Source organism: Roseomonas sp. BN140053 (assembly GCF_047690175.1).
Lineage (GTDB): Bacteria > Pseudomonadota > Alphaproteobacteria > Acetobacterales > Acetobacteraceae > Roseomonas.
The window spans coordinates 74,893-98,627 of record NZ_JBLLEB010000015.1; the positions used below are offsets into that span (position 1 = coordinate 74,893).

Sequence of the window (23,735 nt, forward strand, 5' to 3'; positions counted from 1 at the left end):
CGGCGGGCATTAACGGCAGGGCAAGCGGGGCCGGCCTAGGCTGGCCCCGATGCCTTTCACCCGTTCGCCAACCGATCCTTCCGCGGCCACCGCCCTGCCGCCCCGTGGGGCGGCAGCCTTTGAGCAGCGGGACCGGTTCCTGGCCTTCGCCTTCGCGGCGGCCGACCTGCTGGTGGAAGCCGACATGGCCGGGCGGATCACCTTCGCCGCCGGCGCCTTCCGGTCCCGCTTCGGCCAGGCGCCGGAAGCCTTCACCGGCCGCCCGCTCTCCTGCCTGGTGGCGGCGGAAGACCACGGCACCCTGGCCATGGCCATCAACCTGCTGCTGGCGCGCGGACGGCTGGCCCCGCTGGGCATCCGGCTGAGCGACGCCGAGCGCAGCGCCTTTTCCATGGCCGGGCTGGCGCCGCTGGGCACCGGCATCGGCGGCCGGCTCTGCCTCACCTTCGGCCCCGTCCCCGCCCTGCCCGAGAGCGCTTCCCTCTGCGCCCCCGAAGTGTTCCTGCGCGAGGCCGAGCTGCGCGTGCGCGCCGGCGTGGCGGGGGGTCCCGCGGCCGACGTGATGGGGCTGCTGGAACTCGGCCCCGCCGCCACCGCGGCGCTGCTGGGGCGGCCCGCCCTGGCGGCGGAGGTGGGCGAAACCTTTATCGCCGACCGCAGCGGCGCCCTGGCCGGGGAACTCGGCCCGGGCCGCTACGGCGTGCTGCCGCAGGGCGGCGAGGCGCCGGACCTCGCCTCCCTGGCTGCCCGGGTCGAGCTGCTGCTGCGCTCGCAGGGCGTGAGCTGCGACATCGTGGCGCAGCAGGTGCCGCTGCGCGCCGACGGGCTGACGGGGGTGCAGGCGGTGCGGGCGCTGCGCTACGCCCTGGGCACCTTCGCGCGCGAAGGCACCGCCGGCACCGAGCAGCGCGGCTTCGGCAACGGCCTCGCGGCCTGCGTCGCCAAGGTGTCCACCCGCGCCGGCGTGCTGCGCCGGATGATCGAGGAAGGGCGCTTCGACCTCGGTTTCCAGCCCATCGTCCACCTCGCCAAGCGCGAGGTGCACCACCACGAGGCGCTGATCCGGCCGCATGCCGGCGTGGATGCCGACCTCGCCACGCCGCAGGACTTCGTGCTGCTGGCCGAAACGGTGGGCCTGGCGGAGAACCTGGACCTGGCGGTGGCGGAGCGGGTGCTGCGCGCCGCCGCACGCAGCCCGGTGCCGCTGGCCTGCAACCTGTCGGGCCAGTCCGTGCAGAGCCCGGGCTTCCGGCGCAAGCTGCTGGCGCAGATCGACGCCGCGGGGGGCGCGGCCAAGCGGCTGATGGTGGAAGTGACGGAATCCTCGGAGATCGAGGACGAAGCCGAAGCCCAGGCCACGCTGGCGGCGCTGCGCGAGCGCGGCATGCAGGTCTGCATCGACGATTTCGGCGCGGGTGCCGCGGCCTTCCGCTACCTGCGGACTTTCCGGGTGGATTACGTCAAGGTGGACGGGCTCTACGTCCGCAACGCCGTACGCACGGAACGAGACCGCTCCTTCGTGGCCGCCATGGTGGACCTGTCCCTGGCCGTGGGGGCCGAGGTCATCGCCGAGCGGATCGAGACGGAGGAGGATGCCCGCGTCATGCAGTCCCTGGGCGTGCATTACGGCCAGGGCTACCTGTTCGGCCGCGCCGCCCCCCTGCCGGGCCTGCCGGATGCCGGGCGCGGCCGGGCCGCGGCGGTGACGGAGAGTTGGGCGTGAGGTCCGTGGTGTAGGCAGCAAGCCGGGGGGAGGTATCCCCCCGGACCCCCTTCTATTTTCGGGGGTTTGGGGGAGCGCCCGTGACACCGGGAGCACTCCTACTCCCGAAAAAAGGAGGGGGTCCGGGGGAGTTCCCTCCCCCGGCCTTCCCTTCCTTCACCCGCCCCGGCGAACCATGATGCCGATTGAGGTCGTGACGTATTCCGCCAGCGCCAGCTTCAGGTGCGGCAGCCCATAGGGCGGCACGTCGATATGCGCGTCCACCTCGGCATAGCCGGGGTGCAGGTTCAGCGGCCAGACCTCGTGCCCGGCGGCGCGCAGGCGGGACAGCAACGCCTCGAAGTCGCGCCGGCGGAACAGCGACACGGTGGGCGTTTCCACCGTGTCGTCGTTGGAGCTCAGGTTGAACTCGGTGGTGTGCACGGCCAGGCCGCCGGGGCGCAGCGTTTCCAGGCTGTTCTCCACGAAGCGCAAACCGTGCTCGATGGAGCCGAGATGCTCGAAGGAGCAGGAGGACCAGCACAGGTCGAAGCCGCGCAGGTCGGTGGGGATCGCGTTCATGTCCACCGGGCGGAAGGACACGCGCTCGCGGAACACCGCCTCGTCCAGCAGGTTGGGGAAGTGCAGGTCCATCACGTCGTGGCTGTGCTGGTTGGTGGTGGTCCAGCCCTGGCCCTCGATCAGCTCCATCGGCGCGTCGCTGGCCACCACGTGCAGCCCGCGCGCGGCCAGCACGGACGGGATGCTTTCCTTGCCGGTGCCGAAGCCCAGCGCGCGGTGGCCGGGGCGCAGCACCCCGGCGGCCTGCATCGCGGCGAGCAGCCAGCAGAACTCCCACTGCTTGCGGTGCTGCACGGGCTCCACGCCCAGCGCGACGCACCAGGCGGCATAGGCGGGCTCGGCGAACTGCTCGGCGGTGCAGAGCTGGCAGGTCGGCTGCGCCAGGCTGGGCGGTTCGAAGCGCCAGCGCAGTTCGGGGTCGGCCGGCGGGCGCAGCAGCCAGAGCGGGGCGGCGTATTCCTTGCGCTTGTCGTGGCCGTAGGCGTCCAGGAAGGCGCGGAACTCATGGGTGCGGCTGAAGGCGACGCGCAGGGAATGCAGGTCGCCGTGCTGGCTGTGAAAGGCCACTTCCGCGTCGTTGTGCGGCTCGCGCCCGATGAACAGGCGCATCGCCCAGGCCGTGGCCTCCGGGTCCACCCCGGCCCCGGCCAGCCGGCGGGTCCAACGCAGGGCGCGCCGTAGGCGGAGCGGGTTGAGCTTCATGCTCCGGAGCCTCACTGCTGGTCGGGTTTGCTTCGCACCCCCCGCGCGGCGCTGTCAAACCGCCGCCGCCGCGCGTTTCAGTCGGCGTGCAGGAACAGCATCACGTCCTCGGACTGGCCGAGGAGGTAGTCCGCCGTGCAGGGCTTCACCTGGGCATCGGTGTCGAGGAAGCGCAGCGGGAAGCGGCTCCGGATGCCGGCGAGCAGGCCGTCGGCGTCGGCGCAGCGGCTGGCGTTGAACTCGAACAGGATCCGCACGCCGGGGCTGCCGTCGAGCAGGCGCTGCATGCCGGCCCAGACCATCTCCTCGGCGCCCTCCACGTCCACCTTGATGAAGTCCACCCGCTCGCCGGCGAAATCGTCCAGGCAGAGCGTCGGCACGGTGACCTGCAGCAGGTCCGGCCGGTCCGGCACCGCGGCGGGGGCGATGTGGCCGTTCTTGGGATCGGACAGCGAGGCCACGAAGGACACGGTGTTGCCCGACTCCTGGGTCACCGCCGCCTCCGACACGGTATCGGCCCGCAGCAGGCCGTTGATGGACAGGTTGCGGCGCAGCAGGTCGGCCAGGCGCGGATTGGGCTCGAAGGCGCGCAGCCGCCCGCCCGAGCCCACCAGGTCGCCCAGCAGCACGCTGTAGTAGCCGTGGTTGGCGCCGACGTCGTAGGCGGTCTGCCCGGGCTCCAGGTTGCGCCACATGAAGTCCGACACCCAGTATTCCCAGAAGCCGTCCAGCATCAGGTGCGGCGCGAAGCCGGTGTCGCGCGAATCCACGAAGAACTTGTAGCGGCCCAGCACCCGGCACAGCACGGTGTGGGCGTCCACCGGGACGGTGGTGCAGCGGCCGCGGATGGCGGCCTCGATCAGCGGGCGGCTGACCGTGGCGCGCAGCTGCGGCAGGGTGAGGAGGTGGAGCTGGTCGGGCTCGCCGGCGTCGAGCGGCGCGGCATCCCCCCCGCTGCGCGACAACTTCCAGGGTCCGAGCACGCGCGAGTCTCCGGTCGGAGGGGGCCGTCCCATTGTTGCGGGGGCCGGCCGGGGTCGTCTCGGGCGGTGGTGGGCGCGACAGGGATTGAACCTGTGACCTTCCCCGTGTCAGGGGGACGCTCTCCCGCTGAGCTACGCGCCCGCTCGCGAGGCGGCTCCTGTATCGCGCCGGGCCGCATCCGGCAAGCACCCCGGACGGTGACGGCGGGGCGGAGCACCGGTATGGAAGGCGGCGATGGAATTCGCGCGGACAAGGACGCCGGACGAGCTGCCCTACACCGTCGTGCGGCCGGAACGGCAAACGATGCCGCTGGTGCTCGCCTCGCCGCATTCGGGGCGGAACTACCCGCTGGACCTGCTGGCCAACAGCCGGCTCAACCCGCTGAACCTGCGGCGGTCCGAGGACAGCTTCGTGGACGAGCTGTTCGCCGATGCGCCCGCACACGGCGCGCCGCTGCTGGCCGCCACCTTTCCCCGCGTCTACTGCGACGCGAATCGGGAAGCCTGGGAGCTGGACCCGGCGATGTTCGACGGGCCGCTGCCGGACTGGGTGAACACCGCCTCCCCCCGCGTCTGCGCCGGGCTGGGCACCATCGCCCGCATCGTGGCGACGGGGGAGCCGGTCTACGACCGCCGCCTGAGCTTCGCCGAGGCCGAGGACCGGGTGCGGCGGCTGTGGCAGCCCTACCACGAGGCGCTCAAGGCGCTGATCGCGGAAACCTTCGCCGCCTTCGGCACCTGCCTGCTGCTGGACTGCCATTCCATGCCCTCCGGCCTGCCGGGGCCGGTGCGGGCGGACTTCATCCTGGGCGATGCGCACGGCACCACCTGCGCCCCGCGGGCGACGCGGCTAATCGAGGAAAGCCTGTCCGCGCTGGGCTACCAGGTGCGGCGCAACGAGCCCTATGCCGGCGGCTACGTGACGCGCCATTACGGCCGCCCGCGCGAGGGCGTGCACGCGCTGCAGATCGAGGTGGCGCGGGCGCTCTACATGGATGAGCGGGCGATCCGCCCGCTGCCGGAGATGGCGCGGCTGCGCGGCGAAATGTCCGGGCTGCTGGCCGCGCTGGCGGCGGTGGACTGGAGCTTCCTGCGGCGCTGAGGCGCGGCCCACTTCGCCGCGGCACTCAGGCACGGCCCGCTCGTCCACGGCGCGAAACGCGACCCGTCTCCCCACGACGCGGAACGCGGCCCGGCTCCCGGCGGCACGAGAGGCGACCCACTTCGCCACGACCCCGGAGCGCGGACAAAAAGAAAGGCGGTGCCCGAGAGCACCGCCGAGTTTAGGGAGGAAACGTCCAAGAAAGGCAGACAACCCGGCAAGGCCGTGTTGCTGCGGCGCACAAGTTAGGATGAGGGCCGGGGTTTTGCAACGGCTTCTTCCGCAGTGCAGCATGCCACCCCGGCAAGGCAGCCTCCCGCCCACGGCAGGGGTGGCGAGGCGTCGCCGGGCGCCGGGGCGACGGCCGGGTTTGGCACGCCCGTCGCAGTGGCGGGACCCATGCGCCGATGGCTCGCCCTGCTCCTGTTCTGTTGTTCCGCCCCAGCGGCCGCGCAGCAGCGCCCGGCGCCCGGGATGCCGACACCCTCCCCCACCGAGCTGTGCCGCATCGCCATCAGCGCGGCGGAGCGGGAATACGGGCTGCCCTCGGGGCTGCTGGCGGCGATCGGGCAGGTGGAATCCGGCCGCCGCAACCCCGACACCGGCGAGAGCGGCCCCTGGCCCTGGACCATGAACGCGGAGGGACGCGGCAAATTCTTCCCGGGCAAGGCGGAAGCGGTTGCCGAGGTGCGGCAGCTCCGCGCCGGCGGGATGCGGATCATCGATGTCGGCTGCATGCAGATCAACCTGCACCACCACCCCGACGCCTTCGGCAGCCTGGAGGAGGCCTTCGACCCGCTGAGCAACGCCCGCTACGCCGCGCGCTTCCTCAGCACCCTGCAGGCGAGCCGCAACGACTGGATGGTGTCGGCCGGCAACTACCACAGCAACACGCCCGAGCGCGCCGCTTCCTATCGCGCCGCGGTGGCCGCCGCCCTGCCGCGGGTGCAGCAGCAGCTGGCCGCGGCGCCGCCCGCCGCTTCCCCCCCGGCCTGGGCGCCGCCGGGCCGGCCGGCGGCGATGCCGTCGCTGGCCGGGGGTGGCTTCGGCGGCTCGCCCGGAGGCGTGCCGGGCGGCGGCATGCCGGCCACGGTGACGCGCACGCTGGCCGCCGCCGATGCCGGGCGGGGACGCGGGCTGGACGCTTATCGCGCCATGCCGATCCCGCTGGCGGGGCGGATGCCGGCCCTGCCCCGCGGGCCCGGCTGAACCAGGCGAGGCCGCGGCAGGGACACCGCGGCGGACCGGCCGCGCAGGCCCAGGCGGGGTCGGCCACGCCGAGCCCGGGCGGCGCCAGCCGCGCAAGCCCGGGCGGAACCGGCCGCGCAAGCCCGGCGAAGCCGGCCGCAAAAGGCCCGGTCGCGACCGGTGGCGACGAGACCCGGGGCGCCCTCGGGCTGACGGCCGCGGCGGATCGCGGTATCATAACGAACCAGCAACGGAGCGGATTCGATGGGCAACTACCTGAGCTTCGGCGGACGGATCGGGCGGCAAACCTACTGGCTGCACTACGTGGTGCCGTTCACCGTGATCAACCTGATCGCCAGCGCCATCGACATGAACACCATGGCCGAGGGCGGCTTCGGCGTGCTGGGGCCGATCGTGGCGCTGGTGCTGCTCTGGCCCAGCCTGGCCGGCGGCGTGAAACGCTGCCATGACCGCGACCACAGCGGCTGGTTCCTGCTGATCTCGCTGATCCCGGTGGTGGGCGCCGTCTGGCTGCTGGTGGAGCTGGGCTTCCTGCGCGGCACCCTCGGCGCCAACCGATTCGGGCCGGACCCGCTGGGCGGCGACGCCTTCGCCCCATCGATGGGCGCCGCCGCGCGCTGAACGGCGCGCCGCCGCGGGTCCGAACCGGGCCCGCGGCACCGCCCGGGCGTTCAGCCGCCGCGGGCCAGCAGCGCCGACACGCCGCGCTGCCAGTTTTCCCAAGCGGCATCGGCCGCTGCCCCGGCACGCTCCGCCGCCACCGAGGCACGGTTGAGCGCCTGCCGCGCCTCCTCCCGCGCCGGGCCGGTGCGGTCTTCCGCCGCGGCGCGGGCGCGGTCCAGCGCGGCCTGCGCGGTGACGGAACCGCGCCAGGCGGCCCGGAACAGCTCCAGGAGGCGGCGCTGTTCCGCCAGCCCGTCCACCACGGCCACCAGCCCGGGGCGGCCCGGGGCACCGGCAGGCAGGCGCTCCAGCACCTCGCGCAGCCGTTCCAGCGTGCCGGGGCCGCCGGGCAGGCGCCGCGCCTCCCGCTCCACGTCGATGCTCCGCCAGCTCAGCAGCACGGGGTCGCCCAGGCCGGGGTCCCAGAGCGGGATCTCCTGTCGCGCCGGGCGCTCGAAGGGCAGGCGCAGCGTGGTGGCCGCCCCGTCCAGCACCGCCTCGTGCCGCAGGCCGAAATCGCCCTCCGCCGCCACGGGAAAGCGCGGCGTGGCGCCGGCGCGGCGCGGCAGGTCCAGGACCAGCCGGCCGCGGGCGCCGCGCGGGTCCAACGCCAGCGCCACCTCCTCCAGCCGGGTGGCGAACAGCACCACGCGGCCGCCGCCGGTCTCGACGCGGTCCACCCGGTCGGTGTTCCCGCCGCCGGCGGTCAGCAGCACGTCGCGGTCACGGGCAAAGGCGATCAGCCGGGTTTCGCCGGCCGGCAGGGCGCGGATTTCCGCGTCGCCCAGGAAGCCGCCCGCCTCGGCGCCCGCGGTGCCGTACACGGTGGCCAGCCCGTCCGGCAGGGTGTTGCCGGTGGAGTTGGTCAGCCGCACGGCCTGCAGCGGGTGGCGGGACGCGAGGTCCTGCACCCACCACACCCGCTCGGCGGCCAGCGGCGCGTCCAGGAAGGGCAGGTTGGCGGTTTCGCCCCCGCGCAGCGTCACCGGCTCGGGCAGGGCGAAGGCGATGCGCCCGGCCGAGGCCGCGGCCAGGGCCGGGGCGGCGGGCTCGGACGGCGGCGGCGGGGCCGCGGGCGCTTCCAGGGCGGGGGCGGGCGCCGGCAGCGCCAGGGAACGCTGCCGCAGCGCCTGGGCGGCCGGCGCCGGCGGGGCCGGGCGCGGCCCGGTGTCGGGACGGACCTGCACCGCCTCCGCCACGCGCACGGGCAGTTCCGGGCGCGGCACGCGGATGGGGTCGTAGAGCGGCTGGTGGAAGGCCGCGGCCTCGCCCGCCACCAGGGTCAGGCGCACGCCGTCCCAGTCGGCGCCCGAGCGGTTCTCCACCACCGCCCAGCCCTGCAAGCGCGCGGGCACGCCGGACGCGCCCACCTCCGGCACCAGCAGGCGCCAGGACGGCTTCCACAGCGGCGCGCCGGTCACGGTGGTGACCGACACTTCCCGCGCCCGGTCGGCCCGCAGCAGGATCTCCACCTGCCGCTCGGTGTCGGTGCGCGAAGCCGCCAGCGCTTCCGCCGCGCGCGTCACGCGCGCCGCCAGCGCCGCGTCGGTCAGCCGCACCGCCGCCCCTTCCGCCAGCAGCAGCGTGGTCAGCCCGCCCGGCGTCAGCAGCGTCAGCCGCGTGCCGCGCTCCCCCTCCGCCGCGCTGGCGATGCGGCCGGTGGTGCCGGCGGCCTCCACCTCCTGCCCGCGCAGGGCGTTGAGCAGCGCCGCCTGGCCGGCGAAATCCTCCGGCTGCAGCGGCAGGCCGCGAAACGCCTCCGCCGCCAGGTCGCGCGCCGGCAGCCGCAGCCCCACCACCCGCCCGGCCGGGTCGGCCACCGTCAGGCTCTTCAGCAGGTCGTCCACGTCCTCCGTCGGCGCGCGAAACGTGGCGGAGCCGTTCGGGCCCACCGTGCCGGCCCGCTCCACCTGCGCCAGCCCGCCGGAGGACAGGGTCACGGCGCGCACCGGTAGCTCCTCCGCCGCGGCAGGGGCGAGCAGCCCCGGCAGGAGCAGCAACGGCAGCGTGCGGCGCATGGTGGTTCCCTTCCCGGACGAACCGCCCGACGCTACCGGAACCCGCCCGCCCCGTCGCCGGTCCAGCGCGGGCGGGCTGACCGAGGAGAGCTAGGGCCGTGGCTTTGGGTGGGCCTGGCTGTTCGGGCCTGGGCCAGAGGGGCTCTGCCCCTCTGGACACCCCGCGAGGAGCTTAGGCTCCTCGACCTCATGAGTGCCTCCGGCGGGGGCGGGATGGCAGACGGTCGTCATCATGGACCGCCCTGTCCGACCCGCCCCCGCCGGAGGCACTCAACGTGGGGTCCGGGGAGTTTAAACTCCCCGGCGGGGTCCAGGGGCGGCGCCCCTGGCCACGGTCAGAGTCACCCAGACCCACCCGAAATCCACCGCCCCTGGCCCTCCCCGGTCAGTCCGGCACCGCGACGCGGCCGTTGTCGAGCAGGGTGCCGCGCGCGCCGTTGCCGGCGCCCAGGGTGGGCAGGATGGTTTCGGACAGCAGGGCGTGCAGGGCGGCGGTGTGTTCGGGCGCGCGCGGGCCGGCGGGGTCGGAGGTCATGACCACGCACAGCGCCAGCTCGGGCACGAGGTAGAGCATCTGCCCCCCGTAGCCCCAGGCGAAGAACACGGGCAGGCCGCCCGCCTCGGCGATCCACCAGCCGTAGCCGTAGACTTGGCGGCTCCAGGGCGAGCGGGCGCGCGGCGTCCAGGACTGGCGCACCCACTCCGCCGGCAGCACGCGGGCGCCGCCGAACACCCCACCGGCGCGGTACATTTCGCCGAAGCGCAGCAGGGCACGGGGCGAGAGCAGCATGTCATTGCCGCCGAAGAAGATACCCTGCGGGTCGCGCGTCCAGGGCGGGATGCTGATGCCCAGCGGCTCGCCCAGCCAGGCGCGCGCGAGCTCCAGCGTGGAGCGTCCGCTGGCGCGGGTCAGCACGGCGGAGAGCAGGTGCGTGCTGCCGGTGGAATACTGCATGCCGCCGCCGGGCTCGTCGACGAAAGGGCGCGTCAGGATGAAGCGCACCCAGTCGCGGCTGCCGGCAAAGGCGCCGTAATTGGCGCCGGAGGTCCGCTCCAGCCCCGCGCGCATGGACAGCAGGTGGCCGACGGTGATCTCCGCCACCCGCGGGTCGAGGCCGGCGGGCAGCAGGCGGCCCAGGATCGGCGCGATCCGCTGATCCGGCCCGTCCAGCACGCCGCGCGCGATCGCCGCCCCCACCAGCGCCGAGAGCACGGTCTTGGACGCGGACTTGATGTTCACCGGGCGGTCGAGCGGCGGGCCGCGGAACGCCCGCTCGGCCAACGGCACGCCGTTGCGGGCGATGATCAGCGCGTGCAGGCGCGGCAGCGCCGCGGCCCGGCGCAGCACCTCCTCCAGCGCGGCGGGGTCCGGAACGGGGGGCGGGGTCTGCGCGGCGGCGGCGCGCGGTGCGGCGAGGCTGGCCGCGGACAGGGCGGCCAGCACGGGCCGTCGTCCGATGGGGCTGGTCGGCATCGCCGAGGCAGGTGGGGCCGGGGTCGCCGTCCGGCAACGCGGCGCCGAGCGGGTCGAACCTCCGGGAAGCAGCAAGCCGGGGGGAGGTATCCCCCGGGGCCCCCTTCTATTTTCGGGAGTTTGGGGGTGCCCTGAAAGGCACCCCCAAACTCCCGAAAGAAGGAGGGGGCTCGGGGGAGTTCACTCCCCCGACCTTCCCTGCTGCTTTACCCGAAGAAGTCCGGCAAGGGCCGCGGCGGCGGCGCCCCGCCCCGCAGCGCCGCCTGCAGCACGGTGTCCAGCGCCTGCAGGAAGCGCGACCGCTCCTTCTGGCCGAAGGTGCCGTGGCCGCGGGTGATGGCGCCCATCTCGCGCAGGTGGCGCGACACTTCGCGCCCCGCCAGGGCGCTGCCGATGTTGCTGGCGTCCCAGACCCGGCCGTTGGGCGCGATTGCGTGCGCCCCGGCGGCCAGGCAGCGCGACGCCAGCGGGATGTCCTGCGTCACGCACACGTCGTCGCGGCGGATGTGCTCGGCGATCCAGTCGTCGGCGGCATCGGCCCCTTCCGTCACCAGCACGCGGTGGATGTTGGGCGCGTCCGGCAGGCGCACGCCGCGGGCGCCGTTGCTGACCACGTGCACCTGCAGGCCCAGCCGCTCGGCGACGCGGAACACCTCGTCGCGCACCGGGCAGGCATCGCCGTCGACGTGGATTTCGGGGCGGAACGGGGCTGGCGGATCGGACACGGGCGGCCCTCCTCGCGGCCGGGGCATGCCCTAGCAAGCCGCGCCGGGCCTCGCCAGGGCACAGCGCTTCTCACCCGCCCGGCCCTCCCCGATAAGGGCGCGCCGCGGCGGGGGCGCCCGGGTCGGAAGGGGAGCGCCGCGTGGACACCATTCACCGCTTCGAGGTGCACTACACCGAGGCCATCGCGCGCAGCGCCGTGCGGCGCTTCATGCTGCGCCGCGGCCTGTCCTGGCGGCTGGTACTCAGCGGCGCGCTGGTGATGGCCATGGCCGGGGTGCTGCTGGCGACGGGCGACCGGTCCTGGGTGCTGGGCGTGACCGTGACGGTGCCGCTGCTGGGCTTCCTGCTGGTGGCCGCGGTGTGGCGGCTGCGGCTGCGCGAAGCCTCGGGGCGGGTGCGGCGCATGGAACAACAGCGGGCGGAGTTCGTGCTGGACGAGGCGGGGATCGCCGTCACCTCCAGCCTCGGCCATTCCGCCATGCCCTGGTCGGCGGTCACGGAAACCTGGGCGCAGCCGGGCTACTGGATGCTGTTCATCGCGCCGAACAACTTCTTCACCCTGCCCACGGCCGAGGTGCCCGCGGCGGCGATGGCCTTTCTGCGCAGCCGCGTGACGCCCCGCTGAAGCGCGGCCGCCCCGGCCTGACCATCGGCGTCCGGCGCTCGTTCCGTCTCCGGTGAAGGAAGCAAGCCGGGGGGAGGTATCCCCCCGGACCCCCTTCTATTTTCGGGGGTTTAGGGGTGCCCTGAAAGGCACCCCCAGACTCCCGAAAGAAGGAGGGGGTCCGGGAGAGTTCACTCCCCCGGCCTTCCCTGCCCCCTCCGGTCAGCCCACCGGCTCGGCGGCGTCAGATGCTGCGCACGGCCCCACCATCCACGCGGACGATGCTGCCGGTGATGTAGGCGGCGTGGTCGGAGGCCAGGAAGGCCGCCATCGGGCCGTACTCCTTCGGCTCGCCGTAGCGGCCGACGGGAATGGTCTTGGACCGCTCGGCGCGGATCTCCTCGACGCTGCGGCCGGTCTTGGCGGACTCCGCCTTGGCGACGTTCAGCGTGCGGTCGGTGGCGAAAGCGCCGGGGGCGAGGATGTTGCAGGTGACGCCCTCCGCCGCCACGTCCAGCGACAGGGACTTGTTCCAGCCCACGATGGCGGCGCGCAGCACGTTGCTCAGCGCCAGGTTGGGGATGGGCTGTTCCATGCCCATGCTGCCCACGGTCAGGATGCGGCCCCAGCGGCGCTCGCGCATGCCCGGCAGCAGCGCGTTGGCCACCTGGATCGGCGTCAGCACGACGTGGCGGAACCAGGTCTGCAGCGCCGCTTCCGTCAGCTCCAGCGCGGTGCCCGGCGGCGGGCCGCCGTGGTTGAGCAGCACGATGTCCACCCCGCCCAGCGCGTCGATGGCGCCCTGCGCCAGGGCGGCCATCTGCTCGCCGCTGCCGGTGTCGGCGGGGATGCCCACCGCCTGGGGCGCGCCCAGCGCCCGCAGGGCGTCGCACACCGTGTCCAGGCTGCCTTGCTCGCGGCCGGACACCGCCAGGGCCACGCCCTCGGCCGCCAGGGCTTCCGCCACCGAGCGGCCCAGCCCCTTGGAGGCGCCCATCACCAGCGCGCGCTTGTTCCGCAGGCCCAGATCCATTTCGCCCTCACACCATCCCGAAAAGGGGGCGGACCCTGAACCGGCGCGCCCGGGGTGACAACCCCGAGGATGGGCGGGGGGCGGCCAGGCCGGGTTATGGCACGAAGCGCCGAAAGTGGCAGAAATCGCGGGAAGTGGCAGAAATCGTAGAATCTGACACGAGCGGCGCCGTGCTTGACCGCCAAGCTCCTGATGTTGTAGGATTATATTCTGAAAAACCGCTTGCCGGGACGTCTGCCGGTAAGGAAGTAAGATGGTAAGGAAGTAAGGCGAAGCGCCCTGCCGGCCGGGCAGCAGGCCGCGGCGGCTCCCGGCGGCCGCGCCCCGGGTCGTGCCCCCCGCACCCTGGGCAAGCCGGGGCGGTGCGGTCATCCTGGCGCGACGATCCGGAAAAGACACCTCCTATGGCGAAGCCCATCCTCCTGCTCACCCGGCAACTGCCCCCGGCTGTGGAGGCCCGCGCGAAGCGCGACTACGACGCCCGGCTGCGCCGTGACGACCTGCCCTTCACTGGCGCCGAACTGGCCCGCGCGGCCGAGGGCGCGGCCGGCGTGCTCTGCGCCGCCGGCGACGCGCTGGACGCCGGCACGATCCGCCTGCTGCCCGACAGCGTGCGCATCCTGGCCAGCTTCAGCGTCGGCACCGACCACATCGCGCTGGACGCCGCCCGCGCCCGCGGCATCGCCGTGACCAACACGCCCGACGTGCTGACGGTGGCCACCGCCGAGATCGCGATGCTGCTGATCCTGATGTGCGCCCGCCGCGCCGGTGAGGGCGAGCGCACCCTGCGCGACCGCAAGTGGACGGGCTGGGCGCCGACGCAGCTGCTGGGCGTAACGCTGGAAGGCAAGCGGCTGGGCGTGCTGGGCATGGGCCGCATCGGCCGCGCCCTGGCCGGCATGGCGCGCGGCTTCGGAATGGAGGTGCACTACCGCAACCGCACGCGCCTCACGCCCGCGGAGGAAGCGGGGGCGGTGTTCCACGACGACGATGCCGGCTTCCTGGGCGCGATCGAAGTACTGTCCATGCACATCCCCGGCGGCGCGGACACCGCGGGCTGGCTGGATGCCGGGCGCATCGCGCTGCTGCGCCCCGGCGCGATCGTGGTGAACACCGGCCGCGGCACCACGGTGGACGATGCGGCGCTCTGTGCGGCGCTGATCTCCGGCCACGTGCGCGCGGCGGGGCTGGACGTTTTCGCCGGTGAGCCCGCGATCTTCGAGGGCTACCACACCGCGCCCAACCTGACGCTGCTGCCGCATCTGGGCAGCGCCACGACGGAGGTGCGCGACGCGATGGGGATGCGCTGCCTCGACAACCTCGACGCCGTGCTGCTGCGCGGCGAGGACCCGTTGCACCGCGTGGCCTGAGCGGGACGCGCAAACGACATGCTGATCGACTTCGCCACCACGGCGCCGAAGGACCGCTACAAGGTCGTTTCCTCCGTGGTGGTGCCGCGGCCGATCGCCTGGATGGTGACGCGCAGCGCAGCGGGGGTGAACAACGCCGCGCCCTATTCCTTCTTCAACGTGCTGAGCAACGACCCGATGCTGGTGGGCATCGGCTGCGGCGCCCGGCCGGAAGGCGGGCTCAAGGACACGGTCGCCAACATTCGCGAAACCGGGCAGTTCGTGCTGTGCCTGGTGAGCGAGGACCTGGCGGAAGCGATGAACGTCACCGCCGCCGAGTTCCCGCCCGGGGTCGACGAGATCGCCGCCGCCGGGCTGCACACCGCGCCCTCCGCGACGGTGGCCCCGCCCCGCATCGCGGAAAGTCCGGTGGCACTGGAATGCGAGCTGTTCCAGCTGGTGCCGGCGGGCGAGCACACGGTGGTGCTGGGCAAGGTGCTGGCGATCCAGCTGCGCGACGACTGCATGCAGGACCCCGCGCGCTTCCGCGTGGACACGCCGAAGCTGCGGCTGGTCGGGCGGCTGGGCGGCGGCGGCTGGTACACGCGCACGGGTGACCGCTTCGAGATGCCGCGGCTGCGCGCGGGCGATCCGCGGTTGCCGAAGGTGGGGGAAAGGCCGGGGGAGTGAACTCCCCCGGGCCCCCTCCTTCTTTCATGAGTAGAAGAGCCCCCGCAGTCACGGGCGCACCCGCAAACTCCCGAAAATAGAAGAGGGTCCGGGGGGATACTTCCCCCCGGCTTACGCACCGCCCCAGGCGGCCGCCGCCGAGCCGAGTTCCTGCGCCGGGCGGTCCCAGGCCATCGGCGCCCCCGCCACCGCGACGGGCGGGCGAAGCCGCCGCGCCTCGCCCCAGGCCGTGTGTTCCGGCACCGGATGGAGGTCCGCTGCGTCTTCCGGCGCGGGCGGGGGCGCCGGCAACTGTTCCCCCAGGCCGGTCAGCAGCGCCGCCGTGCGGGCCAGGGACAGGCGCGCCGCGCTGCCCTCCCCGGCCGCGGCCCGGCGCCCCAGGGCGCGCAGCGCCGCCGCGGCCATGAGGTAGCCCGTGGCATGGTCCAGCGCCTGCACGGGCAACGGCACCGGCACCTCCGCGCCCTTCCAGGCCATGCCGGCCTGGGCGATGCCCGTGCTCATCTGCAACAGGCTGTCGAAGCCGCGCCGGCCGGCCCAGGGACCGGTCCAGCCGTAGGCGTCCAGCGACACGTCGATCAGCCCGGGCGACAGCGCACGGCGGCGCGCGGCGTCGTAGCCCAGCCCGTCCAGCGCGCCGGGACGGTAGCCGTGCAGCAGGATGTCCGCCCGCGCCAGCAGCGCCTCGAAGCGTTCCCGGTCGGCGGCGTCGCGCAGGTCCAGGCGGGCGCAGCGCTTGCCCGGCGTGACCTCCGGCACCACCCCCGGCTCGTCCCAGCCGGGCGGGTCGATCCGCAGCACGTCCGCCCCGAAGCCGGCCAGGAAGCGGCTGGCCACGGGGCCGGCCAGCACGCGGGTGAGGTCCAGCACCCGCAGCCCCGCCAACGGCCGGTCCCGCCGCGGCTGCCAGCGCAGCGGCGCGCGGTCCCCGGCGGTGGCGGCCACCAGCGGCTCGGCCGCCACGGCGCGGCCCTGCGGGTGCGCCGCCCAGGCGGCGGGCGTGCGCAGGGCGGCCGCGCAGCCGCCGGCGCCGAGCACCGCGGCTTCCAGCGCGTCCGCGTCCCAGGCGGCCACGGCCCCGGCCATGCCGGGCTTGCCGGGGTGGCGGCCGAGCACGGCCTCCGCGGCGGCGCGGTGGTGCGGGGCGTTGGTGTGCAGGCGGATCCAGCCGTCCCGGGCCCGGTAGTCGCCGGCGATCGGGTCCCAGGCGGCCGGCAGCGTCCAGCCGACCGGCCGCAGGGAGGTGCCGAACCAGAAGGCGGCGAGCCGGCGGTCCACCGCCACCTCCGGGATGGCCGCGGCGTCTTGGCCGAGCAGCTCGGCCAGGGCCAGCGCCGCCACGGCCACGGAAGCGGCAGCAAGGTCGGTGACCCGGAAGGCGGAGGGCAGCGCGCCCTCCCCGCTCAGCACGAGCCGCTCGACCACCGGCGCCGCGCCGCCCAGCGCCTGCCACAGGTCACGGGCGACGGTCCGGGTGGTGCTGGGCATGGGTTGCTCCGCGCGATGCTGCCGCGCAGCAGCCTAGCAACGCCGCCACGCCGGTCACCGCGGCGGCGCGGCAGGGCACCCCTGCCCGGGACGCATTGCCCCGCTGGGCAGCGCGGGGACGCCTTCATCGACAGAACCGGCGGGAGGTCACCATACTGGCCCGAAATCCAGTCCGTTGCGGCGCGCCGCCGGGACTCGGGAAAGAACATCGTCCGAAACGGGCGATCGGGAGGAAGCAGCATCCATGGACGCCAAAGCAGCGGCCGCGCCCGGCGGCATCGACACCCTGCCCGGGCTGGGGCGGCGCGCCCTGGGGCTCGCGCTTCCGGGGCTGGTGCTCGGCACCGGCTCCGCCGCCTTCGGGCAGGAGGCTTATCCCAGCCGTCCCGTGCGCATCGTGCTGCCGGTGGCGCCGGGCGGTTCCACCGACACCATCGGCCGCGTCCTGGCCGACGAGTTCGTCCGGCGGCACCGGGGCAGTTTCGTGGTGGAGAACCGGCCCGGCGCCGGCGGCAACCTGGCCTATGAGCTGGTGGCGCAATCCCCCGCCGACGGGCTGACGCTGCTGGTGGCGGTGGATTCCCTGACGGTGAATCCCAGCCTGTTTGCCAAGGTGAACTACGACCCCACCACCAACTTCGCGCCGATCGTGCTGATGGCGCGCATCCCGCACATCCTGGTCACTCATCGAAATGGGCCGGTGAAGAGCTTCGCCGCCTTCATGGAGATGGCGCGGCGCGAGCCGGGGCGGCTCAACGTGGCGATTTCCGGCTACGGCAGCGGCGGCCACCTGGCGGGGGCACTGATCCAGCACCAGACGGGCGTGCGCTGGTCGGTGGTGCCCTATCGCGGCGGGGCGACGCCGATCAACGACCTGATCGCCGGCAACGTGGACGCCGCCTTCGTGACGCTGGGCGCGGTGATCGGCCAGGTGCGCGGCGGCGACCTCCTCCCGCTGGCCATTACCACCCCGGCGCGCTTCGCGCTGCTGCCGGACGTGCCCACCGTGGCCGAGATCGCCCTGCCCGGCTACGACGTGCCGAACTGGTACGGGCTGCTGGCGCCGGCCGGCACCCCGGCGCCGGTGATCGCCAGCCTCAACGGCTGGACCAACGAGGTGCTGGCCGAGCCGCGCGTGCGGGCGGTGCTGGCGGAAGCGGGGTTCGAAATGGTGGGCGGCCCGCCGGAAACCCTGGGCAACCTGATGCGGGAAAGCCAGCCGCGCTGGCGCGAGCTGATCCGCGCGGCGGGGTTGCGGGCGGAATAGGCCGGCGGCCTGGTCGGGCAGGCTGGCCCGGCGGGCCGGAACCCTTCACGCCGAGGGGCGTGCGTGATAGCGCCGGCTGCGAAGAATTCGCAGTTGAGGGCATGCTCCCCCTTCCCGCCGCTCCCCTTCCCCCGCGTCGGCGGGTGCCGCCCTGGGCCCGGGCCGCGCTGCCCATCGCCGCCCTGGTGGCCGCCCCCGTGCTGGCGGTGCTGGCGGCGGCGATCGGCCCGGCGGGCGCAACCTGGCGGCACATCGCCGCCACCAACCTGCCGGAATACCTGCTCAACTCGCTGCTGCTGAGCCTCCTCGTGGGGCTGCTGGCGGGCTCGGCCGGGGCGCTCACGGCCTGGCTGGTCACCGCCTGCCGCTTTCCCGGGCGCCGGGTGCTGGAGGTGGCGCTGCTGCTGCCGATGGCCATGCCCGCCTACGTGTGCGGCTACGTCTACACCTGGCTGATGGACGTGGCGGGGCCGGTGCAGACGGCGCTGCGCGACGTCACCGGGCTGCGCTGGGGGCAGTATCCCTTTCCCGAGATGCGCTCCCTGCCCGGGGCCGCGGCGGTGCTGGCGATGGTGCTGTACCCCTACGTGTACCTGCTGTGCCGCGCCGCTTTCCTGCAGCAATCCTCCTGCCTGATCGAGGTGTCGCGCACCCTCGGCCACGGGCTGGCGGGAACCTTCTGGCGCGTGGCGCTGCCGCTCGCCCGCCCGGCCCTGGCGGCCGGGGTGGCGCTGGCGCTGATGGAGGTGCTGGCGGATTTCGGCACGGTGCAGCACTTCGCCGTGCGGACCTTCACCACCGGCATCTACGAGGCCTGGTTCGGCATGGGCGACCGCCCCGCCGCGTCGCAGCTGGCGGCCTGCCTGATGGGGCTGGTGGCGCTGCTGCTGCTGGGGGAGCGGCTGTCGCGCGGCGACCGGCGCTTCCACGCCACCACCACCCGGCCGGTGCCGCTGCAGCCGGCGCCGCTGCGCGGCCTCGCCGCCTGGGCCGCGACGCTGTGCTGCGCGACACCGGTGCTGCTGGGCTTCGCCGTGCCGGCGGGGGCGCTGTTGTGGCTGGCGGCCACGGTGGGCGACCCGCTGGCGCCGGAGCGCTTCCTGCCCTTCGCCACCAACTCGCTGCTGCTGGCCGCCCTCACGGCGGCCCTGGTCACGCCGCTGGCCGCCCTGCTGGCCTGGGGGGTGCGGCTGCATCCCACCCGTCCGGCGCGGATCGCGGCCCGGCTGGCCGGGCTGGGCTACGCCGTGCCGGGGTCGGTGATCGCGGTGGGGGCGCTGGTGCCCTTCGGGATCTTCGACAACGCGCTGGATGGCTGGCTGCGGCAGCACTTCGGGATCAGCTCGGGGCTGCTGCTGTCCGGCACGGTGGCGGCGCTGGTCTTCGCCTACGGCGTGCGCTTCCTGGCGATCGCGCTGTCCTCGGTGGAATCGGGGCTGGCGCGGCTGCGGCCTTCCCTGTTCGCCGCGGCGCGCACCCTGGGCGCGGGTCCAGGCGAGGCGGTGCGCCGGGTGGAGTTGCCGCTGCTGCGCGGGGCGTTGCTGACGGCCGCCGTGCTGGTCTTCGTGGACACCATGAAGGAACTGCCGGCGACGCTGATCGTGCGGCCCTTCGACTTCGACACGCTGGCGGTGCGGGTGCACGAGCTGGCCTCGGACGAGCGCCTGGCGGAGGCCAGCACGGCGGCGCTGCTGATCGTGGCGGTGGGGCTGCTGCCGGTGCTGGTGCTGGTGCGGGCGATGCGGCGCCGCTGAGCCAAGGCCGCAAGCCCGGCCGGACCGGAGCGCGGTTGGGCCAGAGCGCGGCTGGCCGGAGCGCGGCCGGGCCGCAGATCGGAACGGCACGCACCTCATCCCCGGCGTTCCTCCGGGCGGCGATCTGCCGTTAGGATGCGGGCATGCGGATCTACCTCGCCGGACCCGACGTCTTCCTGCCCGATCCCTGGGCCGCCGCCGCGGCCAAGAAGGCCGTCTGCGCCCGCTTCGGCGCCGAGGGCGTGTTTCCCATGGATCCCGTCCACTGCCCCGAGGCGGATGCGGCCGCCGAGCCCTTCCTGGCGATCTACCTGCGCAACGAGGCGCATCTGCGCGCCTGCGACGCCGTGCTGGCCAATCTGACGCCTTTTCGCGGCCCCTCGGCCGATGCCGGCACGGTGTACGAGGTGGGCTTCATGCGCGCCCTGGGCCGGCGTGTGGCGGGTTACAGCAACGACCCGCGCCCCTTCGCGTCGCGCACGCTGGACTTTTTGGGCGAACAGGTTCGCCGGCGCGCGGATGGGTCCTGGGAGGATGCGGAGGGGCTGCACCTCGAGAACTTCGATTGCCACGACAACCTGATGATCGACGGCGGCATCCGCGCCGCCGGCGGGCCCTTCGTGGCGCGGGCCGTGCCCGAGGCGGAGCGCTGGCGCGACCTGGTGGCCTTCGAGGCAGCGCTGCGGTTGCTGCTGGAGGGTTGAGCCGCGCGGCGGATGCCCGGGTAGCACAAGGGTTTCCACGGGCTGCAGCGCGGCCGGGTTGCCCCGCTCGGCGGTCTGGTTTATGTCCCGGCCCCTCGCCCGGCAACGGGCCGGAGGATGGGTGGCCGAGCGGTCGAAGGCGCGCGCCTGGAAAGTGCGTATACGTCAAAAGCGTATCGTGGGTTCGAATCCCACCTCATCCGCCATGACCCTGTTCCGAAACACCCTGTTCAGCGCAGAACCGGACGAACCGTCGATCGTCCCCGTGCGGCGGAACTGCGCCTCGCGGAGGTGAGGTCGCGCTGAGGGGGCCGCCAGGGCTCCTCCAAACGCCGCACCTCCGGCTGCACAGCGCCAGAACGGTCACGTCGGCCGTGTCCCAGGGCTGTGCGTGACCGCTGCCCCGGAAGCCGCCATGCCGGAAACAGTAGACGATCCCGGGCTTCCCGGAGGGGAGCGGTCACAGCGGCGCGGGGCGCCCAGGGCAGCGAGCAGCAGGAGCCTTCTCGCCGAGGGCTGGGCTTCACGGCACGGCCACCCCGGCCATTGCAGGACGCGGAGAGCGGGCCGACCCTGTCGCCCGTGACGGCCTGCCAACAGGGCCGCCGGGAGGAACCTTCACCATGCGCAGGCGCAGCCTCGTCGCGGCCACGGCCGCCTTGCCGGTCCTGGGGCACCCGGCCCTCGGCCAGGGCAGCTACCCGGACCGGCCGGTGCGGATCATCGTTCCCTTCCCACCCGCGGGTGCCGCGGACGTGCTGGCGCGGATCATCTCCGGCCGCCTGGGCGAGCGGCTCGGGCAGCCCGTGGTGGTGGAGAATCGCGGCGGCTCCAACGGGCAGATCGGGGCCGAGGCGGCGGCCCGGTCGCGGCCGGACGGCTATACGCTGCTGCTCGGCCAGGACACGATGTTCACCGCCAATCCCTGGCTCTACGAACGCCCGGCGGTGAACGTCGCGACGGAGCTGATGCCGGTGGCCTCGCTGGTGGCCAACCAGCTGGTGCTGGCGGTGAACCCGCGGCAGCCGGCGCGAAACCTCGCGGAATTCGTGGAGCTGGCGCGCCGCGCCGATCCGCCGCTCGCCTATGCCTCGCTCGGCACGGGCAGCCAGCACCAGTTCGCGATGGAGATGCTGATGCGCCGGGCGGGGATCACCCTGCTGCACGTGCCGTTTCGCGGCGGGGCACCGGCGGCCACGGCCACGGTGGCGGGCGACACGGCGGCGCTGTTCGCCGGCGCCTCTTCCCTGCCGCTGATCCGGGAAGGGCAGCTGCGCGGCCTGGCGGTGACGGGACGGCGGCGGGCGGCGAACTTCCCGGAACTGCCGACGGTGGCCGAAACCTATCCCGGCTACGAGCTGACGATCTGGCTCGGGCTCTTCGCACCGGCGGGCGTTCCGACTCCCGTGGTGGAGCGGCTGCGGGACGCCGCCAATGCCGTGCTGGGAGAGCCCGAGATCCGGGCTCGGCTGGAAACCGGCGGCGGGCTGGAGCCGCTGGTCACCACGCAGGCGGAGTTCGCGGCACTGATCCAGGCCGACTACGAGAAATACGGGGCGCTGATCCGGGACATCGGCATCCGGGTGGAGTGATCCGGGGCGCGGCCCGCCGGGGCTGCGGGCCGGTCCCGCGACGCGGGACGCGGGGCACCCTGCATCCGCCCCGCCGGCCGGTCGCCGCGGGGCGTGCGATGTCGCCTCACCCTGCCCGCTCGGCACCCGGGTTGGCGAGCGCGGCGGGCATCGGCGTGCCCATCACCTTGCGCGCCAGATAGGCGAAGTTGATCGCGCATTGCTCGGGCGACAGGAGGAACTGCCGCAGCGGTGCGATGTCCTCCGGCGGGAATTCCGGTGCGGCGCCGCCGGCGGCTTCCACCAACAGCTGCACCCGCGCCGCTTCTTCCAGCATGACGCTGAGCACCACCGCCTCCTCCAGCGTGGTGCCGGCTACGGCGACGCCGTGGCTCTTGAGCAGCACCGCGCGATGCGGCCCCAGGGCGCGCGCCACGGCAGCACCGAGTTCCCGCGTGCGGATCAGGTTGATGGTGTCGTCATAGGTCGGCAGGGCGCCCGCGAACACCGCGCCGCCCTGGCAGTGCGGCCGCATCGGCTTGCCCGTGGCCGACAGGGCGACGAGGTGCGTGGGATGCGTGTGCACCACCGCGCGCACGTCGGGCCGCGCGCGATAGATCTCGGAATGGATGAACACCTCGCCGTGCCGGCGCGCGTGCCCCGCGACCACCTTGCCGTCGAGATCGATGGTCAGGGCGTTGCCCTGCGTAATCTCGTCGAAGCCGACCAGGTGCGGCTTCATCAGGAAATGCGCGTCGTTGCCCGGAACCCGGACCGAAACATGGCCGCGGATCATGTCGCCCTGGCCGACATGCTCCAGGATGCGGCCCGCGGTGATGAGTGCCTCGACCGCTGCGTCGTTGGTCATGCCGTTCTCTCCCTGCTGCCGTCGGATGCGGCGTACCGCACGCCCCTGCCAGGATCGGCGGGCGACCTCAACCCCGGCTGCGTGGGCGTCCCGGCCGGCGCCCTTCCGGCAAGGCAGCGGGCGATCAGGCCGGGCGTTCGAACCGGCACCACCGTGCGGTGGGCCGGGTTCCGCGGCAACTGCCGGGCTGGGCAGGGGCGACGGAGGCCGGGCGCATCCCGGAACGGCGACGCCGGAGCTGCGAGGATTGCTCCATCCGACCGGGACAGAACAGCTTCTGAAACAGTTTGTGAAGGGCGCCACGTCATCCGGCAGGCCGGCCGCTCCGTAGTGCGCAGCAAAACAACGGGGAAGGATCCGAAGGTGGCGATCGAATTGCCCAGGTCATTCGCGGAACTTCACGCGATGGCCTTTCACGGCAACCGCGAAAGTGGGCTTCCCGAACGCCCGGGCATGGCGGTCGCGCCGGCGCCGCGGCGGTCACGCCGGCTGGCCGACAAGCTCCTCCTCGCCTTCCACCATGCCTGCGACCAGAACGAGCTGAGCCTGGCCTGGCGGCTGCTGGCGCTGGTGGAGGTGGCACATGAGCGGGCAGCGGGCAGCGATCTGGGCGAGCGTCGCCGCAACATCGGGCCGCTGGTGGCGGCGCATGAGCGACTGTGGGCGTTGCGCCACGCGTCGGATCCGGCGGGAGAAGCCGGGAAGCAGCCCCCACCCTTGCCCTAGGGCGGGAGCCGGTGGTGACGCTACAGGGCGGGCGATGCGCCGCGGCTCATGGCGCCCGCACGGGGTTCCAGGGCGGGTTGCAGGGTCTGAGAGCCGGCTAGGGCACAGTCCAGTTCCAGGGCTCGGTTGCAGTGCGGCTCCACACGCTTCGCCTTGTCGCCGAACCGCGCCGGTTGAGAGTCGGCGGCGTCAAACTCGGAGAGGTCGGCGTTCAGGCTTCGCCGAGCGCCCGGTTGAAACAACGGCGGTTCAGGACCGGGCCGAGAGGCATCGGCGCCGTTCCTCCCCTTCCCAGGCCCGGCGTAACCGAGGCGGTTATCCCGGCCTCCGGGCATCCAGCCGATTCGTAAAAGCACGTCCCGCAGTTTCCGGCCGCCGAGCCGGAGGGGTGCTGCGCCCCCGCGCAGTGAGCAGGTGCAGCGACGAATCCGGCTTGCGCGGCTGAACCGCGATGCGATACGCACTGTTCCACAACACAGTACCGTGCGGCCGCCCCTCCGTGGTCGGCCGTGCCAGGCAA

The 23,735-nt window shown here is 73.9% G+C and carries 20 protein-coding genes and 2 tRNA genes; 13 read left to right on the top strand and 9 right to left on the bottom strand.

From position 1 onward, the window contains the following. Positions 1–49 precede the first annotated feature (49 nt). A complete protein-coding gene (locus tag ACLIBK_RS15060) occupies positions 50–1,723 on the top strand; it encodes an EAL domain-containing protein (RefSeq protein ID WP_415388096.1) in 1,674 nt (557 codons plus the stop codon). 156 nt (positions 1,724–1,879) lie between these two features. Here the strand turns inward: ACLIBK_RS15060 and ACLIBK_RS15065 are convergent, their stop codons facing one another. The 3 genes from ACLIBK_RS15065 to ACLIBK_RS15075 all read right to left on the bottom strand — a co-directional run bounded on the left by ACLIBK_RS15065 (position 1,880) and on the right by ACLIBK_RS15075 (position 4,111). Beyond that, the gene (locus ACLIBK_RS15065) at positions 1,880–2,986 is read right to left on the bottom strand and encodes an SAM-dependent methyltransferase (RefSeq protein ID WP_415388097.1); all 1,107 of its coding nucleotides are present in this window, start codon (positions 2,984–2,986) and stop codon (positions 1,880–1,882) included. A 77-nt stretch (positions 2,987–3,063) separates the two neighbouring features. Beyond that, positions 3,064–3,969 carry an FkbM family methyltransferase gene (locus ACLIBK_RS15070; protein ID WP_415388098.1) on the bottom strand — a complete coding sequence of 302 codons (906 nt, stop codon included), beginning with the start codon at positions 3,967–3,969 and terminating at the stop codon, positions 3,064–3,066. A gap of 67 nt (positions 3,970–4,036) precedes the next feature. Then, positions 4,037–4,111, bottom strand: a tRNA-Val gene (locus ACLIBK_RS15075). Between the two features lie 93 nt (positions 4,112–4,204). Between ACLIBK_RS15075 and ACLIBK_RS15080 the strand changes: the two genes are divergently transcribed. The 3 genes from ACLIBK_RS15080 (at position 4,205) to ACLIBK_RS15090 (ending at position 6,901) form a co-directional block, all read left to right on the top strand. After that, on the top strand, positions 4,205–5,071 hold the full coding sequence (locus ACLIBK_RS15080) for an N-formylglutamate amidohydrolase (RefSeq protein ID WP_415388099.1): 867 nt from the start codon (positions 4,205–4,207) through the stop codon (positions 5,069–5,071). Between the two features lie 474 nt (positions 5,072–5,545). Beyond that, complete coding sequence (locus tag ACLIBK_RS15085) at positions 5,546–6,280, top strand: transglycosylase SLT domain-containing protein (RefSeq protein ID WP_415388100.1); 735 nt, start codon at positions 5,546–5,548, stop codon at positions 6,278–6,280. A 243-nt stretch (positions 6,281–6,523) separates the two neighbouring features. Next, positions 6,524–6,901 carry a DUF805 domain-containing protein gene (locus ACLIBK_RS15090; protein ID WP_415388101.1) on the top strand — a complete coding sequence of 126 codons (378 nt, stop codon included), beginning with the start codon at positions 6,524–6,526 and terminating at the stop codon, positions 6,899–6,901. 50 nt (positions 6,902–6,951) lie between these two features. Here ACLIBK_RS15090 and ACLIBK_RS15095 read toward each other — a convergent pair whose 3' ends face one another. The 3 genes from ACLIBK_RS15095 to ACLIBK_RS15105 form a co-directional block, all read right to left on the bottom strand. After that, positions 6,952–8,961 (bottom strand): hypothetical protein, encoded by a 2,010-nt coding sequence (locus ACLIBK_RS15095; RefSeq protein WP_415388102.1) that lies wholly within the window; start codon positions 8,959–8,961, stop codon positions 6,952–6,954. A 385-nt stretch (positions 8,962–9,346) separates the two neighbouring features. Beyond that, positions 9,347–10,405 carry a serine hydrolase domain-containing protein gene (locus ACLIBK_RS15100; protein ID WP_415388103.1) on the bottom strand — a complete coding sequence of 353 codons (1,059 nt, stop codon included), beginning with the start codon at positions 10,403–10,405 and terminating at the stop codon, positions 9,347–9,349. A gap of 236 nt (positions 10,406–10,641) precedes the next feature. After that, positions 10,642–11,160, bottom strand: a complete 519-nt coding sequence (locus ACLIBK_RS15105) for a YaiI/YqxD family protein (RefSeq protein ID WP_415388104.1) — start codon at positions 11,158–11,160, stop codon at positions 10,642–10,644. A 140-nt stretch (positions 11,161–11,300) separates the two neighbouring features. Between ACLIBK_RS15105 and ACLIBK_RS15110 the strand changes: the two genes are divergently transcribed. Then, positions 11,301–11,786, top strand: coding sequence for a YcxB family protein (locus ACLIBK_RS15110; RefSeq protein ID WP_415388105.1), 486 nt, complete (start codon positions 11,301–11,303; stop codon positions 11,784–11,786). A 223-nt stretch (positions 11,787–12,009) separates the two neighbouring features. Here the strand turns inward: ACLIBK_RS15110 and ACLIBK_RS15115 are convergent, their stop codons facing one another. Further along, positions 12,010–12,798: an SDR family oxidoreductase gene (locus ACLIBK_RS15115; RefSeq protein ID WP_415388106.1), complete on the bottom strand. Its 789-nt coding sequence runs from the start codon at positions 12,796–12,798 to the stop codon at positions 12,010–12,012. A 404-nt stretch (positions 12,799–13,202) separates the two neighbouring features. Here ACLIBK_RS15115 and ACLIBK_RS15120 point away from each other — a divergent pair, with 404 nt between their 5' ends. Together ACLIBK_RS15120 and ACLIBK_RS15125 are read left to right on the top strand one after the other, a co-directional pair. Beyond that, entirely contained in the window at positions 13,203–14,168 is a 966-nt protein-coding gene (locus tag ACLIBK_RS15120) for a 2-hydroxyacid dehydrogenase (RefSeq protein ID WP_415388107.1), read from the top strand. An 18-nt stretch (positions 14,169–14,186) separates the two neighbouring features. Beyond that, positions 14,187–14,837 carry a flavin reductase family protein gene (locus tag ACLIBK_RS15125; protein WP_415388108.1) on the top strand — a complete coding sequence of 217 codons (651 nt, stop codon included), beginning with the start codon at positions 14,187–14,189 and terminating at the stop codon, positions 14,835–14,837. 111 nt (positions 14,838–14,948) lie between these two features. On the opposite strand, the gene ACLIBK_RS15130 is transcribed toward ACLIBK_RS15125, so the two are convergent. Next, positions 14,949–16,325 (bottom strand): CoA transferase, encoded by a 1,377-nt coding sequence (locus tag ACLIBK_RS15130; protein ID WP_415388109.1) that lies wholly within the window; start codon positions 16,323–16,325, stop codon positions 14,949–14,951. A gap of 244 nt (positions 16,326–16,569) precedes the next feature. On the opposite strand from ACLIBK_RS15130, the gene ACLIBK_RS15135 reads away from it, so the two are divergent. From ACLIBK_RS15135 to ACLIBK_RS15155, 5 genes are all read left to right on the top strand, one after another. Next, positions 16,570–17,592, top strand: coding sequence for a Bug family tripartite tricarboxylate transporter substrate binding protein (locus ACLIBK_RS15135; protein WP_415388110.1), 1,023 nt, complete (start codon positions 16,570–16,572; stop codon positions 17,590–17,592). Between the two features lie 101 nt (positions 17,593–17,693). Then, positions 17,694–19,346 carry an ABC transporter permease gene (locus ACLIBK_RS15140; RefSeq protein WP_415388111.1) on the top strand — a complete coding sequence of 551 codons (1,653 nt, stop codon included), beginning with the start codon at positions 17,694–17,696 and terminating at the stop codon, positions 19,344–19,346. 143 nt (positions 19,347–19,489) lie between these two features. After that, positions 19,490–20,050: a nucleoside 2-deoxyribosyltransferase gene (locus ACLIBK_RS15145; RefSeq protein ID WP_415388112.1), complete on the top strand. Its 561-nt coding sequence runs from the start codon at positions 19,490–19,492 to the stop codon at positions 20,048–20,050. Between the two features lie 115 nt (positions 20,051–20,165). Beyond that, positions 20,166–20,256: transfer RNA gene (locus ACLIBK_RS15150), tRNA-Ser, on the top strand. A gap of 417 nt (positions 20,257–20,673) precedes the next feature. Continuing rightward, complete coding sequence (locus ACLIBK_RS15155; RefSeq protein WP_415388113.1) at positions 20,674–21,642, top strand: Bug family tripartite tricarboxylate transporter substrate binding protein; 969 nt, start codon at positions 20,674–20,676, stop codon at positions 21,640–21,642. Positions 21,643–21,748: 106 nt separating this feature from the next. Here ACLIBK_RS15155 and ACLIBK_RS15160 read toward each other — a convergent pair whose 3' ends face one another. Next, positions 21,749–22,489 carry a class II aldolase/adducin family protein gene (locus tag ACLIBK_RS15160; RefSeq protein WP_415388114.1) on the bottom strand — a complete coding sequence of 247 codons (741 nt, stop codon included), beginning with the start codon at positions 22,487–22,489 and terminating at the stop codon, positions 21,749–21,751. A 453-nt stretch (positions 22,490–22,942) separates the two neighbouring features. Here ACLIBK_RS15160 and ACLIBK_RS15165 point away from each other — a divergent pair, with 453 nt between their 5' ends. Continuing rightward, a complete protein-coding gene (locus ACLIBK_RS15165; RefSeq protein WP_415388115.1) occupies positions 22,943–23,215 on the top strand; it encodes a hypothetical protein in 273 nt (90 codons plus the stop codon). Positions 23,216–23,735: the final 520 nt, after the last annotated feature.

Bases quoted from the DNA above. Each gene is read 5' to 3' on its own strand.
- ACLIBK_RS15085 (WP_415388100.1), top strand. From the start codon at position 5,546: ATGCCGACACCCTCCCCCACCGAGCTGTGCCGCATCGCCATCAGCGCG.
- ACLIBK_RS15125 (WP_415388108.1), top strand. From the start codon at position 14,187: ATGCTGATCGACTTCGCCACCACGGCGCCGAAGGACCGCTACAAGGTC.
- ACLIBK_RS15065 (WP_415388097.1), bottom strand. From the start codon at position 2,986: ATGAAGCTCAACCCGCTCCGCCTACGGCGCGCCCTGCGTTGGACCCGC.
- ACLIBK_RS15160 (WP_415388114.1), bottom strand. From the start codon at position 22,489: ATGACCAACGACGCAGCGGTCGAGGCACTCATCACCGCGGGCCGCATC.
- ACLIBK_RS15140 (WP_415388111.1), top strand. From the start codon at position 17,694: ATGCTCCCCCTTCCCGCCGCTCCCCTTCCCCCGCGTCGGCGGGTGCCG.
- ACLIBK_RS15155 (WP_415388113.1), top strand. From the start codon at position 20,674: ATGCGCAGGCGCAGCCTCGTCGCGGCCACGGCCGCCTTGCCGGTCCTG.
- ACLIBK_RS15120 (WP_415388107.1), top strand. From the start codon at position 13,203: ATGGCGAAGCCCATCCTCCTGCTCACCCGGCAACTGCCCCCGGCTGTG.
- ACLIBK_RS15095 (WP_415388102.1), bottom strand. From the start codon at position 8,961: ATGCGCCGCACGCTGCCGTTGCTGCTCCTGCCGGGGCTGCTCGCCCCT.
- ACLIBK_RS15080 (WP_415388099.1), top strand. From the start codon at position 4,205: ATGGAATTCGCGCGGACAAGGACGCCGGACGAGCTGCCCTACACCGTC.
- ACLIBK_RS15115 (WP_415388106.1), bottom strand. From the start codon at position 12,798: ATGGATCTGGGCCTGCGGAACAAGCGCGCGCTGGTGATGGGCGCCTCC.
- ACLIBK_RS15135 (WP_415388110.1), top strand. From the start codon at position 16,570: ATGGACGCCAAAGCAGCGGCCGCGCCCGGCGGCATCGACACCCTGCCC.
- ACLIBK_RS15145 (WP_415388112.1), top strand. From the start codon at position 19,490: ATGCGGATCTACCTCGCCGGACCCGACGTCTTCCTGCCCGATCCCTGG.
- ACLIBK_RS15090 (WP_415388101.1), top strand. From the start codon at position 6,524: ATGGGCAACTACCTGAGCTTCGGCGGACGGATCGGGCGGCAAACCTAC.
- ACLIBK_RS15130 (WP_415388109.1), bottom strand. From the start codon at position 16,325: ATGCCCAGCACCACCCGGACCGTCGCCCGTGACCTGTGGCAGGCGCTG.
- ACLIBK_RS15165 (WP_415388115.1), top strand. From the start codon at position 22,943: ATGGCGGTCGCGCCGGCGCCGCGGCGGTCACGCCGGCTGGCCGACAAG.
- ACLIBK_RS15060 (WP_415388096.1), top strand. From the start codon at position 50: ATGCCTTTCACCCGTTCGCCAACCGATCCTTCCGCGGCCACCGCCCTG.